This window comes from Baekduia sp. Peel2402, from assembly GCF_052567285.1.
Genome location: NZ_CP199582.1, coordinates 5266265 through 5280858 on the forward strand (window position 1 = coordinate 5266265; position 14594 = coordinate 5280858).

The following is a 14594-nucleotide window of genomic DNA, read 5'->3' on the forward strand; positions in this document are numbered from 1 at the left end:
GCGGTGGGCGTCGCCCGGGACTGGGGAGACGCCTGGGGACCACACGGATGCCGTCCTCGGGGGCCGTGCATAGCGTCGGCGCCATGCTCATCTCCGACCCCGTCTCGACGCTCCGCGGCCGCCGCCGCGAGCTGGGCGACCTCAACGCGCTCGTCGGCCGCGTGCGCACCGGCGCGAGCGGCGCGCTGGTGCTCGCCGGCGAGGCCGGCGTCGGCAAGACCGCGCTGCTGGACCTGTTGACGGCGCGCGCCGGGACGCACGTGCGCGTCGAGCGGATGGTCGCCTCGGAGTCCGAGATGGAGCTGGCCTACGCCGGCCTCCAGCAGTTGTGCTCGCACATGATGGGCGGGGTCGAGCAGCTCCCGCCGGCCCAGCGCGAGGCGCTGCAGACCGCGTTCGGCTTGCGCGAGGCCACGGCGCCCAGCCCGTTCCTCGTCGGGCTCGCCGTGCTCGGGCTGCTCACCGCGGCCGCCGCGGAACGCCACCTGCTGTGCGTCGTCGACGACGCGCAGTGGCTCGACGACGCCTCGGCCCGCGCGGTCGCGTTCGCCGCGCGCCGCCTGGAGGCCGAGGGCGTCGCGATCGTCCTGGCGATGCGCGTGGTCGAGCCGGAGTTCGCTGAGCTGCCGCGGCTGGAGGTGGAGGGGCTCGATGACGACGACGCCCGCGAGCTGCTGCGCTTCTCGGTCCCCGTGCCGATCGACGGCCGCGTGCGCGATCAGCTGATCGCTGAGGCGCGCGGCAACCCGCTGGCGCTGCGCGAGCTGCCGCGCGCGCTGAGCCCGGCCGAGATCGCCGGCGGGTTCACGCTCACGGCCTCGCTGCCGCTGGAGAGCCGGATCGAGCAGTCGCTCGTCGCGCAGCTGGAGCCGCTGCCCGCGACCACGCGGCTTCTGCTGCTCCTGGCCGCCGCCGACCCGACCGGCGACCCCGGCCTGCTGTGGCGGGCCAGCGAGGCGCTCGGCCTCGGGGCCGAGGACCTCGACCGCGCCGAGAAGGCCGACGCGCTTGTGGTCGGCGCGCGCGTCGGCTTCCGCCATCCGCTCGTGCGGTCGGCGGTCTATCGGTCGGCGTCGCCGGCCGAGCGCCGTCGCGTCCACGCCGCGCTGGCGCAGTGCACGCCGGTCGAGCGGGACCCGGACCGGCGCGCGTGGCACCGTGCGAGCGCGACGCTGCTGCCCGACGAGGCGGTCGCGGCGGACCTGGAGGCGTCGGCCGAGCGCGCACGGACCCGGGGCGGGGTCGCGGCGGCGGCCGCGTTCCTGGAGCGCGCCGCCGAGCTGACGCCAGCGGCGGCGGGGCGCGTGCAGCGCCTGATCGCCGCGGCGGAGGCCAAGCACGACGCCGGCGCGCCCGCCGCGGCGCTGCGCCTCCTCGACAGCACGCGCGACATCTCGCTGACCCCGCTGCAGGAGGCGCTCGTCGGCCGCCTGCGCGCCCGCGCCCAGTACGCGCTGCGGCGCGACCGTGGCGGGCCGCGCGCGTTCCTGCTCGCCGCCGCGCGGCTGGAGCCGCTGGACCCGGCGCTCGCGCGCGACACCTACATGGAGGCCTTGGCCGCGGCGCTCTTCAACGGGCGGCTCGGCGAGCCGGGCGTGGTGGAAGCCGTCGCGCGCCGGATCCTGGAGGCGACCGCCCAGGACACGTCGGAGCGCGCGCGGGACCTGATCCTGCGCGGCCAGGCGCTGCTGGCGGTCGAGGGCCCGGCGGCGGCGAACCCGGTGCTGCGCCGCGCGCTGCGCGCGTTCGCCGAGCAGGAGCCCGACAGCATGGACCTGCGCTGGATGTGGTTCGGCTGCCGCGCGGCGATCGACGTCTGGGACCGCGACGCGCTCGCCGGGCTCGCCGACCGGCAGGTCGAGCTCGCGCGCGCCGGCGGCAGCCTGAACGTGCTGCCGATCGCGCTCACGTTCGCGATGGCCGCGCGGCTGCTCGACGGCCGGCTCGACCGCTTCGCCGCAACCTGCGACGAGGTCGACGCCATCCAGAACGTCACCGGCCACCCGCTGCCGTCCTACGGCCGGATCATCCTGGCGGCCTACCGCGGCCAGGTCGAGGAGGTCGAGCGGCGCGCCGTGCAGCTGCGCGCCGACGCGCAGGCGCGCGGGGAGGGCAACGTGCTCAGCGCGGTCAACTCGTCGGCGGCGATCGCCTACAACGGCGCGGGCCGCTACGCCGAGGCGCTGGCCGCCGCGCGTCCCGAGCTGGACCACACGCGCGAGCTGAGCTTCGCGATGCGCGCGCTGCCGGAGGTCGTCGAGGCCGCGGTACGGACCGGGGAGCGCCCGGTCGCCGAGGCGGCCCTCGCCCACCTGGAGCCGGTGGCCGCGGCGGCGGGCGGCGACTGGGCGCTCGGCGTCCGGGCGATGACGGCCGCCCAGCTGCGCGACGGGGACGCCGCGGAGGCGCTCTACCGCGAGGCGATCGAGCGCTTCGGCCGCTCGCGGATGCCGTTCCTCGAGGGCCGCGCGCGGCTGCTGCTCGGCGAGGCGTTGCGCCGCGAGCACCGGCGCATCGACGCGCGCGAGCAGCTGCGCGGCGCGCACGAGCGGCTGTCGGCCTGCGGCGCCTACGGGTTCGCCGAGCGCGCGGCGCGCGAGCTGGCCGCGACCGGCGAGACGCTGCGCGTGCGGACGGCCGAGACGCTCGACCAGCTGACCGACCAGGAGCTCAACGTCGCGCGGCTGGCGCGCGAGGGGCTGACCAACCGCGACATCGGCTCGCGGCTGTTCATCAGCGCCCGCACCGCCGAGTACCACCTGCGCAAGGTGTTCGTGAAGCTCGGCATCACCTCGCGCGCCGAGCTGAAGACCGCCCTGGCCGAGCTGGACTGACGCGCCCGCGCGGACTGGGGACCCGACTCGGGACTCACCCGGACGAGAGCGCGGCCGTGCTCCGGCAGCCTCATCGTCATGAGCACCACCAACAACCTCCATCCGAACGGCGTCGAGGTCAGCGAGGAGCTGATCGAGGTCACCGGTGGCGGCCTGCGCATCGCCGAGATCGTGATCGTCGGCCTGCTCGGCCTCCTCGTCTGCCCGCCGCTGCTGATCCTCGCGGTGATCGTGGCCGTGCCGACACTGGCCGTCGTCTTGGCGGTCGCGGCCGTCGTCGCCGCGGTCGCCGTCCCGGCGTGGCTGATCCGCAAGCTCCTCGCGCACCACCGCGCCCACCAGTCGACGCTTTTCCTGCACCGCGTCGTGCGATGAGCGCCGCCGTCCGCCATCTGCGTCCCCGCGGCGACGGGATCCGCCAGGAGACGACGACCGTCGAGCTGTTCTTCGACCTGGTCTACGTCTTCGCGATCACGCAGCTGTCGCACCTGGTCCTGGCCGACCTGTCGGCCGCCGGAATCGCGCGCGCCGCGTTCCTGCTGCTGGTCGTCTGGTGGGCGTGGATCTACACGACGTGGATGGCGAACTGGTTCGACCCCGCCTCGCCGGCGGTCCGCGGCGTGCTGACCGCCGTGATGCTCGCGAGTCTGCTGATGGCCGCCGCGCTGCCGGGCGCGTTCGGCGGCGACGGCGTGCTGTTCGTCATCGCCTATGTGGTGCTCCAGGCCGGCCGCAACGTCGCCGCGGCCGCGCTGCTGCCGCGCACGCATCCGCTGCGCGACGTCTTTGAGCGGCTCGTGGGCTGGAGCGCGGCATCGGGCGTCCTCTGGCTCGTGGGCGGCCTGGCGCTGCACGGCGACGACCGCTTGCTGGTGTGGCTGCCCGCGGTCGTGCTGGACCTCTGCGCGCCGTTCGCCGGCTACTGGCTGCCGGGCCGCGGGCGCGCGGCCACGACCGACTGGGACATCGAGGGCGGCCACTTCGCCGAGCGCTGCGAGGGCTTCATCATCATCGCGCTGGGCGAGTCGATCGTCGTGACCGGCGCGACCGCCGCCGCGGCCGGGCTGAGCGCGACCGTCGTCGTCTGGCTCGGGGTCGCGTTCCTGGAGACCGCCGCGCTGTGGTGGCTGTACTTCGGCGCGACGGCCGCGGAGCGCACGCGCCACGTGATGCGCACCTGCGAGGACCCCGGCCGGCTCGCACGCGACGCCTACACCTACCTGCACCTGCCGATCGTCGCCGGGATCATCGCGGTCGCTGCGGGCGACGACCTGCTCATCCATGCGCCCGAGCACACGCCGGACGGCATCGGCTGGGCGCTGATCTTCGGCGGCCCGGCGCTCTACGTGCTCGGCGAACGCCTCTTCCGTCGGCGCATCGCGCTGGCCATGCGGCCGGAGCGCCCGCTCCGCCGACTCCAACAACAACCCGAAGGGACGGCAACATCATGAAGATCGTGGTCATCGGAGGCAGCGGACGGGTCGGCGGCAACGTCGTCCGGCGGCTCGCCGAGAACGGGCATGACGCGGTGCCGGCGTCGCCCTCGACGGGCGTCGACACCATCACCGGCGAGGGTCTGGCCGAGGTGATGGACGGCGCCGACGCCGTCGTCGACGTCTCCAACGCGCCGGTCTGGGAGGACGACGCGGTCAAGGAGTTCTTCGTCACCTCGTCGCGCAACCTGCTGGAGGCCGAGCGCGCCGCCGGCGTCGGGCACCACCTGGCGGTGTCGATCGTCGGCTGCGACCGGCTGCCCGACAGCGGCTACCTGCGCGCGAAGGTGGCGCAGGAGGCGGCGATCGCGGAGGGCGGCGTCCCGTACACGATCCTGCGCGCGACGCAGTTCTTTGAGTTCCTGGCGCAGATCGTCGAGTCCGGGGCCGAGGACGGCGGCGTGCGGCTGCCGACCGGGCTGATGCAGCTGGTCGCCGCCGACGACGTCGCCGCGACGGTGGCGGAGCTGGCGACGGGCGCGCCGGTCGGCGGGCACGTCGAGCTGGGCGGCCCGGAGAAGCTCGGGATCGACGCGTGGGGGCGGCGGCTGTTCGCGGCGACCGGCGACGAGCGCGCGGTGGTCGGCGACCCGGAGGCGCGCTACTTCGGGACAGCGCTGACCGGCGGCGAGCTGACGACCGCCGACGGCGCGCGGATCGGCGCGACCGGCTTCGACGCCTGGTTCGCCGCGCACCAGGAGGCCGGCCGGCGATGACCGAGATCAAGGTGATCGTGACCGGCCCCGAGGAGGCCTATGACTACGAGGCCGAGCTGTGGTGCGCGAACGAGCTGATGGCGGTGACCGTCCTGCACGACGGTCGCCTCCACCTGCGCATCGACCCGCGCGCCGACGGGCAGCCGTGGCTAGCCGACGTCGGGAGCCTCGCGCGCTCGCTGGCCGAGGCCGACGAGCGCCTCGGCGCGTTCTGAGCGACATGATGGAGTCGCTCTTTCCCGGATTCCGCGTGGCGGAGGTCCCGTCGCCGCGCGGCCCGGTCCTGGCCCGGGTGGGCGGGGCCGGGCCGCCGCTCTTGCTGCTGCACGGCTACCCGGAGACGCACCTGATGTGGCACGCGGTGGCGCCGCTGCTGGCCGAGCGCTTCACGGTCGTGGCCGCCGACCTGCCGGGCTACGGCGGGTCGTTCCGGCCGGCCGTGGCCAAGGACCACGCCTCCTACGCCAAGCGCGCGCTGGCGGCGGACCTCGTCGCGGCGATGGGCGCGCTCGGCCACGACGCGTTCGCCGTCGCCGGGCACGACCGCGGCGGCCGCGTCGCGTACCGCATGGCCTTGGACCACCCCGAGCGGGTCACCCACCTGGCGGTGCTCGACGTCGTGCCGACCGGCGAGGTCTGGCGGCACGCCGACGCGGCGCTGGCGCTCGGCTACTGGCACTGGGCGTTCCTGGCCCAGCCGGCGCCGCTGCCCGAGCGCCTGATCCTCGGGGACCCCGACGGGTTCTGGATCGCGGCCGAGCGCATGGGGTTGAAACGAGGCGACCCGCGTTACCCGGACGTCGTGCTGGACGCCTACCGGGAGCAGCTCGACGACCCGGCGTTCGTCGAGGCGATGTGCGAGGACTACCGCGCGGGCGCGACGGTCGACCGCGAGCACGACGACGTCGACCGCGGCCGCCGGACGATCGCCTGCGCGACGGTCGCGCTCTGGGCCGGCGACGGCTCGCTGCCGCGCTTCTACCGCGACCCGCTCGAGCCGTGGCGATCCTACGCGCCGGACGTCACCGGCGGCGCGATCGCGGGCGCGTCGCACTTCCTGGCCGAGGACGCGCCGGGTCAGGTCGCCGCCGAGCTGCTGTCGTCCTTGGGAGCGTGAGCGCGATGTCCACCGTGTTGGTCACCGGCGGCTCGGGGTTCCTGGGGCTGCACGTGGTCCTCCAGCTGCTGGAGCGCGGCGAGCGCGTCCGGGCGACCGTTCGGTCGCGCGCGCGTGAGGATGACCTGCGCACGACGCTCGCCGTGGCCGACGCGGACGGCGATCGCCTCGAGGTGGTCGTCGCCGACCTGACCGCGGACGCGGGCTGGGCCGAGGCGCTGGGCGGCGCCGAGCGCGTGCTGCACGTCGCCTCGCCGTTCCCGGCCGGCGAGGTCGCCGACGAGGACGACGTGCTCGTCCCGGCCCGCGACGGGACGCTGCGCGTGCTGCGGGCGGCGCGCGACGCCGGCGCGCGGCGGGTCGTGCTCACCTCGTCGTTTGCGGCCGTCGGCTACGGGCGCGGCGAGCCGGGCGACCACGTCTTCACCGAGGACGACTGGACCGACCCGGACGCCGACGTTGGCGCGTACATCCGGTCCAAGGCGGTCGCCGAGCGCGCGGCGTGGGATTTCGCCGGGCGCGAGGGCCTCGAGCTGGCGACGATCGCCCCGGTGGCGATCTTCGGCCCGGTCCTCGGGTACGATCGCTCCGCCTCGGTCGGCCTGATCGCCGGCCTGCTCGGCGGGGCCTTCGCCGCCGGTCTGCCGCGGCTGGGCTTCGGCGTCGTGGACGTCCGCGACGTCGCTGACCTCCACCTCCGCGCGCTCGACGCGCCGGCCGCGGCCGGCGAGCGCTTCCTCGCCGCGTCGGGCGACGCGCTGTGGCTGTCCGACGTCGCACGCGTGCTGCGCGACCGGCTCGGCGCGGACGTCCCGACGGCGGAGATCCCCGACGACGCGATCCGCGCCGCCGCCGTGGGCGATCCGTCGCTGCGGCGCATCGCGAGCGAGGTCGGCCGTCGCCATCAGGTCAGCGCGGAGAAGGCGCGTCGCGTGCTGGGCTGGCGGCCGCGGCCGTGGGAGGAGGCGGTGGTCGCGACGGCGCGGAGCCTGCGGTAGACCGAACGCGCAGGGACCTTCACCGCCAATGGCCGTCGGTGCAACCGGGATAATGCGCCTCGACGATGCCCCACGCCGACCTTCCACCGTCCGGACTGCTCGGTCGCCGGAGCGAGCGCGAGGTCCTCGACGGTCTGGTGGAGGGCGTCGGCGCCGGGCAGAGCCGCGTGCTCGTCCTGCGGGGCGAGGCCGGGGTCGGCAAGACCGCGCTGCTCGACCGCCTGGCCGACCGCGCGGCCGCCGCCTGCCGGGTCGTGCGCACGGCGGGCGTCGAGTCCGAGATGGAGCTGCCGTTCGCGGGCGTGCACGCGCTGTGCGGGTCGATGCTCGATCGCGTCGAACGGCTTCCGGGCCCGCAGGGCGACGCGCTGCGCACGGCGTTCGGGCTGGACGCGGGCCCGGCGCCGGACCGGTTCATGGTCAGCCTGGCGGTGCTGAGCCTGCTCGCCGACGCCGCCGAGGAGCAGCCGCTGATCTGCGTCGTCGACGACGCGCAGTGGCTCGATCGCGTGTCGGCCCAGACGCTCTCGTTCGTCGCGCGCCGCCTTCTGGCTGAACGCGTCGGGCTGGTGTTCGCCGTTCGCGACCAGGCCGACGACCACGCGCTGACCGGGTTGCCGGACCTGGCGGTCGAAGGGCTCGGCGAGCACGACGCCCGGCGGCTGCTCGACGCCACGATCCCTGGGCCGCTCGACGAGCGCGTGCGCGAGCGCATCCTCGCCGAGGCGGCGGGCAACCCGCTCGCGCTGCTCGAGCTGCCGCGCGGCATGACGCCGGCGACGGTCGCCGGTGGGTTCGGGCTGCCCACCGCGATCCCGCTAATCAGCCGCCTTGAGCAGCGCTTCGTCCGGCAGCTGGAGCCGCTGCCGGACCCGGCCCGGCGGCTCCTGCTGCTCGCAGCGGCCGAGCCGATCGGCGACGTCAGGCTGCTGCGGCGGGGCGCGGAGCTGCTGGGGATCGGTCTCGACGACGCGGCGCCCGCCGAGGCCATCGGGTTGATCGACATCGGCCCGCGCGTGCGCTTCCGGCATCCGCTGGTGCGCTCCGCGGCCTACCGCGCGGCGAGCGTGGCCGATCGGCGCGACGTGCACCGCGCGCTGGCCGAGGCGACCGACCCAGAGCAGGACCCTGACCGGCGCGCGTGGCACCGGGCGCAGGCGGCGACCGGCCCGGACGAGGACGTGGCCGCCGAGCTGGAGCGCTCGGCGGGCGGGGCGCGGGCACGGGGCGGCGTCGCCGCGCAGGCCGCGTTCCTCGCCCGCGCGACCGACCTCACCCCGGACGCGGCCCGGCGCGGCCGGCGCGCGCTGGCCGCCGCGCAGGCCACGTTCGTGTCGGCGGCGCCAGAGAAGGCGCTCGAGCTGCTCGCGGTCGCCGAGCTGTGCCCGCTCGACGAGCTGCAGCACGCGCAGCTCGCGCGCTTGCGCGGCGAGGTCGTCTTCGCGCTGCGGCGCGGCAGCGACGCGCCGCCGCAGCTGCTGGAGGCGGCGCGACGGCTGGAGGCGATCGATCCGCCGGCCGCGCGAGAGACGCACCTCGAGGCGCTCGGGGCGGCGATGTACTCGGGCCGGCTGGCCGATCCAGGGGGCGTGCGCAAGGCCGCCGAGGCGGCTCGCGCCGCGCCGCGGGCCCCGTCGCCCGCGCGCTCGATCGACCTCGTGCTCGACGGCATGGCCACGCGCTTCGCCGAGGGGCCGGCCGCGGGCGTGCCGCCGCTGCGACGCGCGGTCGAGGCGTTTCGCGACGAGTCGCTCGACGGCCACGCAGCGACCATGCGCTGGATCCTGCTGTGTCCCGTCGTCCAGTCGATGGCCGTGTTCGAGCTGTGGGACGACGCGGCGTTCGGGGCGATCGCGGCCCGCGGCGAGCGGCTGGCGCGGCAGGCCGGCGCGCTCACGACGCTGCCGGTCGCGCTCGTCTACCTGTCGGGCGTTCACCTGTTCGAGGGGGACTACCGGGCCGCGTCGGCGCTGCTGCACGAAGCGGACGCGATCACCGACACGACCGGGAACGCGGGCCTCGTCTACGGCCTGCTGCTGCTCGCCGCGTGGCGCGGGGACGACGCGCAGGCACGCCAGCTGATCGACGCGGCGATGGAGAACGCGACCACGCGCGGCGAAGGGCGCGTGCTCGCGCTGGGCGGATACGCGACCGCGGTGCTCGAGAACGGCCTGGGCCGGTACGAGGCGGCGCTCGCCGCCGCCCGGCGCGCCACCGAGGACGAGGACCAGGGCTACGCCGGCGCGGCGCTGGTCGAGCTCGTCGAGGCGGCGACCCGCGCCGGGCGACCGGAGCTCGCGGAGGTCGCGCTCGCGTCGCTGGAGGTGCGAGCGCAGGCGGCCGGCACGGACTGGGCCCTCGGGATCTTCGCGCGCGCACGCGCGACGTCCGCTGAAGGCGACGCCGCGGAGGCGGCGCACCGGGAGGCGATCGAGCGACTGGAGCGCACGCGGATGCGCGTCGAGCTGGCCCGTGCCCGCCTGCTCTACGGCGAGTGGCTGCGCCGCGAGAGCCGGCGCGTCGACGCGCGCGAGCAACTCCAGGCCGCCCACGACGCGTTCGCTCGCGCCGGCGCGGAGGCGTTCGCCGAGCGTGCCCGCCGCGAGCTGCTGGCCACCGGCGGCACCGTCGCGGCGCGGACCGTCGAGACGCGCGACCTGCTCACGCCTCAGGAGGCGCAGATCGCGCGGCTGGCCGGCGAGGGCCACTCGAATCCGGAGATCGGCGCGCAGCTGTTCATCAGCCCGCGGACCGTCGAGTACCACCTGCGCAAGGTCTTCACCAAGTTGGGGATCAGCTCGCGCAAGGACCTCGGCGACGTGCTGGCCGCCCCGGCCGGGCCGCGCTGACCGCGATGGTGGACCGCGACGCCGAACGCGCCGCGCTGGACGGGCTGCTCAAAGGGGTCCGCGGCGGGCAGAGCGCGGTGCTAGTCCTGCGTGGCGAGGCCGGGATCGGCAAGACCGCGCTGCTGGAGGTCGTGGCCGAGCGGGCGGACGGGTGCCGCGTCGCCCGTGTCGCGGGCGTGCAGGCGGAGATGGAGCTCGCGTTCGCGGGACTGCACCAGCTGTGCGCGCCGATGCTCGACGGAATCGGGCTGCTGCCGGAGCCCCAGCAGCAGGCGCTCGAGGTCGCTTTCGGGATGCGCGAGGGCGGCGCGCCGAATCGGTTCCTGGTGTCCTTGGCCGTGTTGGGGTTGTTGGCCATGGCCGCCGAGGCACGGCCGCTCGTGTGCGTGTTCGACGACGCGCAGTGGCTGGACCGCGCCTCGGCGCAGGTGCTCGCGTTCGTCGCCCGCCGCCTGCTGGCCGAGCCAGTCGCGATGGTCTTCGCGGTGCGCGCCGAGCCGGGCGCGGGCGACGAGCTGGAGGGCCTGCCCGAGCTGGCGATCGAGGGGCTCGCGGACGCCGACGCCCGCGTGCTGCTGGAGTCCTCGGTGCACGGGCCGGTGGACGCGCGCGTGCGCGAGCGCGTCCTGGCCGAGACGCGTGGGAACCCGCTCGCGCTGCTGGAGCTGCCGCGCGGGCTGACGGCGACGGAGCTGGCGGGCGGGTTCGCGCTGCCCGACGCGCGCCCGTTGGCCAATCGCATCGAGGGGACGTTCCTGGGCCGGGTCCGGGCGCTGCCGGAGGACAGCCAGACCCTGCTGCTGGCCGCCGCGGCCGAGCCGCTGGGCGACGCCACGCTGCTGTGGAAGGCGGCCGAGCTGCTCGGGATCGGCACTGCCGCCGGCGGGCCGGCGGAGGACGTCGGGCTGATCGAGCTCGGCGCGCGCCCGCGGTTCGCGCATCCGCTCGTGCGCTCGGCGGTCTACCGCGCCGCCGATCCCACGGCGCGGCGCGCGGTGCACCGCGCGCTCGCTGAGGCGACCGATCCGGGCACCGATCCCGACCGGCGCGCGTGGCACCGTGCGCACGCGACCGCGGCGCCTGACGAGGCGGTCGCCGCCGAGCTGGCGCGCTCGGCCGACCGCGCGCAGCGGCGCAGCGGGCTGGTGGCCGCCGCGACGTTCCTGCAGCGCGCGACCGAGCTGACGCCGGATCCGGCGGTGCGTGTGGAGCGCGCGCTCGCCGCGGCGGACGCGAAGCTCGACGTCGCCGACGCCGCGGCCGCCTCCGAGCTGCTGGCCGCCGCCGAGCTCGGTCCGGTCGACGCGCTGCAGCGTGCGCGGGTGGAGCGGCTGCGCGCGCAGATCGTGTTCGCCCGGCGGCGCGGGGGCAACGCGGGAGCTCTGCTGCTCGAGGCGGCGCGGCGCCTCGACGGCCTCGATCCGGTGATGGCCCGCGACACCTACCTGGACGCGTTCGCGGCGGCGATGTTCGCCGGGCGGCTGCGCGCGGACGCCGACCCCGGCGAACGCGCGGTGGCCGACGCCTCGCGCGGGGCGGCGGAGCGGGCCGCTACGTCCGGCGACCCGGCCGACCGGCTGCTCGTGGCGCTCGTGGCGCGCTTCACCGACGGCTACGCGGCGTCGGTGGCGCCCTTGTCGGAGGCGATCCGGGCGAGCGCGGACGCGGTGGACGACCGCTGGCGGTGGCTGGCGTGCCGGCTCGCCCAGGACCTCTGGGACGACGAGCTCTGGCACCGGCTGGCGGTCGGCGGCGTGCGCGTCGCGCGCGAGACCGGTGCGCTGAACCGGTTGCCGGTGATGGCCAACTACCTCGCCGCGTACTGCGTCCACTCCGGGGCGTTCACCACCGCCGACGCGCTCGTCGACGAGGTCGACGCGATCACGCAGGCGACCGGGCTGCCGCCGTTGAAGTACGCGTCGCTCATGCTGATGGCGGCGCGCGGCGACCGGGCGCGCTGGCAGGCGGCGGACGCCTGGGGACGGCAGAACGCGGTCGACCGCGGCGAGGGCTCGGCGCTCGCGCTGGCGGGATGGCTCGCCGCGATGATGCACAACGGCGAAGGTCGCCACGCCGAGGCGCTGGAGGCGGCGCGCGACGGTTGCGCGCACGAGGACGTAATGGCCTACGGATGGGCGCTGGCCGAGCGGATCGAGGCGGCGGTGCAGACCGATCATCTCGACGAGGCGGCCGAGGCGCACGAGCGGTTGAGCGCGCGCACGCAAGCGGCGGGCACCCCGTGGGCGCTGGGGATCGAAGCCCGCTGCGCGGCACTGGTCGGCGGCGACGAGAGCAAGTACATGGAGTCGATCGAGCATCTCTCGCGCAGCCGGGCGGCGGTCGACCTGGCCCGGGCCCGTCTGCTGTATGGCGAGTGGCTGCGGGGGCAGGGCCGCCGCGCCGACGCGCGCGAGCCGCTCCGCACCGCGCACGCCGACCTCACCCGCTTCGGGGCGTCAGCGTTCGCCGAGCGCGCGCGCCGCGAGCTGCTGGCGACCGGCGAGACCGTCCGCCGACCTTCGGGTCGCGAGCCCTTGACGCCTCAGGAGCTCCAGGTGGCGCAGCTGGCCCGCGACGGCCACACCAACCCGGAGATCGGCGCGCAGCTGTTCATCAGCCCGCGCACCGTCGAGTACCACCTCAGCAAGGTCTTCCGGAAGCTGGACGTCAGCACCCGGCGCGAGCTGCGTCGCGCGATGACCGACGAAGCCGCCTGACGGATCGCTCGCTCCGCCCAACCTCCAGCTGCGAGCTCAGCGGCGATGAGACTTGACGAGGTGGGCGCGGAGGCGGCTGATCGAACGATCCGTGCTTGGTCACCAATAATATTTCTGATCATTGAACCTGTCGGACAACCTCAACGACCACGGCGAACTCCGCGACCCCAGCGCCATCCCCAAGAAGGTGCGCACGCGCGTGTAGAACCGCGACAAGCTGCTGACCGGCCTCAAGCAGTACGCCAACCCGCGCACCCTGCCCGCGGCGCCGCTCCAGCTCGTCACGGAGCGCGACGAGCAGGAGCGAGTGAAACGGTCCTTCATGGCCTAATGGGCATTTGGCGTATAACTTCTCTGGGTTGAGGTCGTCCGAAGAGTTCTCGTGCGCGCCCGCGCGAGAGGACGGATTCAGCGGGCGAACATGATCACGCCGACGCCGACCATGCAGATGAGCGCGCCCGCGAGGTCGGAGCGGTCGGGGTGGAAGCCGTCGAAGGCCACGCCCCAGAGCAGCGAGCCGACGATGAACACGCCGCCGTAGGCGGCCAGGACGCGGCCGAACTCGCTGCTGGGTTGCAGCGCTGCCACGAGGCCGTAGGCGGTCAGGGCCAGCGCGCCGGCCAACACGTACAAGATGCCCTTGTGCTCCTTGACGCCGAGCCAGACGAGGTAGGCGCCGCCGATCTCGGCGGTGGCCGCGGCGATGAACAGGGCGATGGAGCGGCCGGTCACGCGGCCATCGTGTCAGCCCGGCCGCCGAGCCCGTTCTGTGACCGGTGCGCGCCACGTGCCATCGATGCGGCGACCGCTGCGGCGGCGAGGTGCATCACGGCGACCAGGGCGGCGAGGATCGCCAGGCCGTTCTTGTCGATGTCGATCTGGTGGGCGACCTCGCGAGCGTCGAGCGCTCCGAACGCGAGCATCACGACGGCCACGAGCGCGAGCAGGTTGGTGTGGTGTGAGCGTTGCCAGCCTGCCAAGGCGAGCGCGAGTGAGGCGAGGACTGCGGCGATCACGAATGGCCACGCCTCGATGTCGATGCCCAACGGGCGCAGCTCGTGATCTGCGTCCGCGTCGGCGGTGGCGCGAGCCGTACCGGCGGACTCGGAGGCGTCCTCGGTCGCGCCCTCGCCGCCCTCGGCGTGTCCGTCGCTCTCGGTCTGCTCGCGGTGGGCGCTCGATGCGCTGGTCGTCTCGTGGTGGTCGGTCTCGCCCGACCGTTCGAGCGTGACGCCGAGGACGAACGTGGCGCTGGCGGCGACGATCAGCGCGAGCAGCAGGACGCGCGGGCTGAGCATCAGCAGCCGTCGCGGTGTCGGGTGCGGCGGTGCAGGACCAGGCCGACGACGGCGGCGAGGATCACGGCGCAGACGATGCCGAGCCATCCGCCGATCGCGCTGCCGGCAACCGCACCGATCACCGCCGGGCCGACCGCGCAGCACAGCACCATGAGCACGCCGCCGCCGATCAACGTCATGTCGAAGCGGCTGCGCGACTTCTCCTCGACGCTCATCGACCGACCTGCGCCTGGCCGCGGAAGGCGTCGACCAGCTCTTCGAGCACGAGTTCCGCGTCCTCGGGCGCGACGATGGTCAACACGACGGTGTCGGGCTCGTCGGTGACGGCCATGTCCAGGAAGGCGCAGCACTGCGACTCGGCGGCGACGATGGCCTCGATGCGGTCACGGACGCCGGTGCCGGCGGCGAAGCGCAGCTCGGCGCGGGTCGCGTCGGTGTGGGCGTCGATGAGCGCGGCGCGGCCGAGGTCGCTCATCTCGGCCAGGCGTTGGGGCAGTTCGGTCGCGGTCAGCGAGCAGGCGATCGGCAGGGCGTCGTCGGGCATGCGGCTACGGTGCACCTTGAACCCGAGT

13 protein-coding genes are annotated in these 14594 nt (G+C 75.3%); 9 read left to right on the top strand and 4 right to left on the bottom strand.

The features are described 5' to 3' along the window. The first annotated feature begins 83 nt into the window (after positions 1–83). The 9 genes from ACT01A_RS25640 to ACT01A_RS25680 all read left to right on the top strand — a co-directional run bounded on the left by ACT01A_RS25640 (position 84) and on the right by ACT01A_RS25680 (position 12724). Complete coding sequence (locus ACT01A_RS25640) at positions 84–2834, top strand: AAA family ATPase (protein ID WP_445149953.1); 2751 nt, start codon at positions 84–86, stop codon at positions 2832–2834. Between the two features lie 78 nt (positions 2835–2912). Further along, complete coding sequence (locus tag ACT01A_RS25645) at positions 2913–3209, top strand: hypothetical protein (RefSeq protein ID WP_445149954.1); 297 nt, start codon at positions 2913–2915, stop codon at positions 3207–3209. Next, complete coding sequence (locus ACT01A_RS25650; RefSeq protein ID WP_445149955.1) at positions 3206–4285, top strand: low temperature requirement protein A; 1080 nt, start codon at positions 3206–3208, stop codon at positions 4283–4285. The genes ACT01A_RS25645 and ACT01A_RS25650 overlap by 4 nt, the downstream gene beginning before the upstream one ends. Further along, positions 4282–5043 (top strand): SDR family oxidoreductase, encoded by a 762-nt coding sequence (locus tag ACT01A_RS25655; protein WP_445149956.1) that lies wholly within the window; start codon positions 4282–4284, stop codon positions 5041–5043. Before ACT01A_RS25650 ends, ACT01A_RS25655 begins: the two co-directional genes overlap by 4 nt. Then, complete coding sequence (locus ACT01A_RS25660) at positions 5040–5258, top strand: hypothetical protein (protein ID WP_445149957.1); 219 nt, start codon at positions 5040–5042, stop codon at positions 5256–5258. The genes ACT01A_RS25655 and ACT01A_RS25660 overlap by 4 nt, the downstream gene beginning before the upstream one ends. Positions 5259–5263: 5 nt before the next feature. After that, the gene (locus ACT01A_RS25665; protein WP_445149958.1) at positions 5264–6160 is read left to right on the top strand and encodes an alpha/beta hydrolase; all 897 of its coding nucleotides are present in this window, start codon (positions 5264–5266) and stop codon (positions 6158–6160) included. A gap of 5 nt (positions 6161–6165) precedes the next feature. Beyond that, positions 6166–7158, top strand: coding sequence for an SDR family oxidoreductase (locus ACT01A_RS25670; RefSeq protein ID WP_445149959.1), 993 nt, complete (start codon positions 6166–6168; stop codon positions 7156–7158). Positions 7159–7223: 65 nt separating this feature from the next. After that, complete coding sequence (locus ACT01A_RS25675; protein ID WP_445149960.1) at positions 7224–10007, top strand: helix-turn-helix transcriptional regulator; 2784 nt, start codon at positions 7224–7226, stop codon at positions 10005–10007. A gap of 5 nt (positions 10008–10012) precedes the next feature. Further along, positions 10013–12724, top strand: coding sequence for a helix-turn-helix transcriptional regulator (locus tag ACT01A_RS25680; protein ID WP_445149961.1), 2712 nt, complete (start codon positions 10013–10015; stop codon positions 12722–12724). Positions 12725–13132: 408 nt separating this feature from the next. On the opposite strand, the gene ACT01A_RS25685 is transcribed toward ACT01A_RS25680, so the two are convergent. The 4 genes from ACT01A_RS25685 to ACT01A_RS25700 are packed head-to-tail and all read right to left on the bottom strand — an operon-like array spanning position 13133 to position 14566. Beyond that, complete coding sequence (locus ACT01A_RS25685) at positions 13133–13456, bottom strand: YnfA family protein (protein WP_445149962.1); 324 nt, start codon at positions 13454–13456, stop codon at positions 13133–13135. Further along, positions 13453–14022, bottom strand: coding sequence for a hypothetical protein (locus ACT01A_RS25690; RefSeq protein WP_445149963.1), 570 nt, complete (start codon positions 14020–14022; stop codon positions 13453–13455). The genes ACT01A_RS25685 and ACT01A_RS25690 overlap by 4 nt, the downstream gene beginning before the upstream one ends. Next, positions 14022–14237, bottom strand: coding sequence for a hypothetical protein (locus ACT01A_RS25695; RefSeq protein ID WP_445149964.1), 216 nt, complete (start codon positions 14235–14237; stop codon positions 14022–14024). Before ACT01A_RS25695 ends, ACT01A_RS25690 begins: the two co-directional genes overlap by 1 nt. Further along, positions 14234–14566: a hypothetical protein gene (locus ACT01A_RS25700; protein WP_445149965.1), complete on the bottom strand. Its 333-nt coding sequence runs from the start codon at positions 14564–14566 to the stop codon at positions 14234–14236. The genes ACT01A_RS25695 and ACT01A_RS25700 overlap by 4 nt, the downstream gene beginning before the upstream one ends. Positions 14567–14594 lie beyond the last annotated feature (28 nt).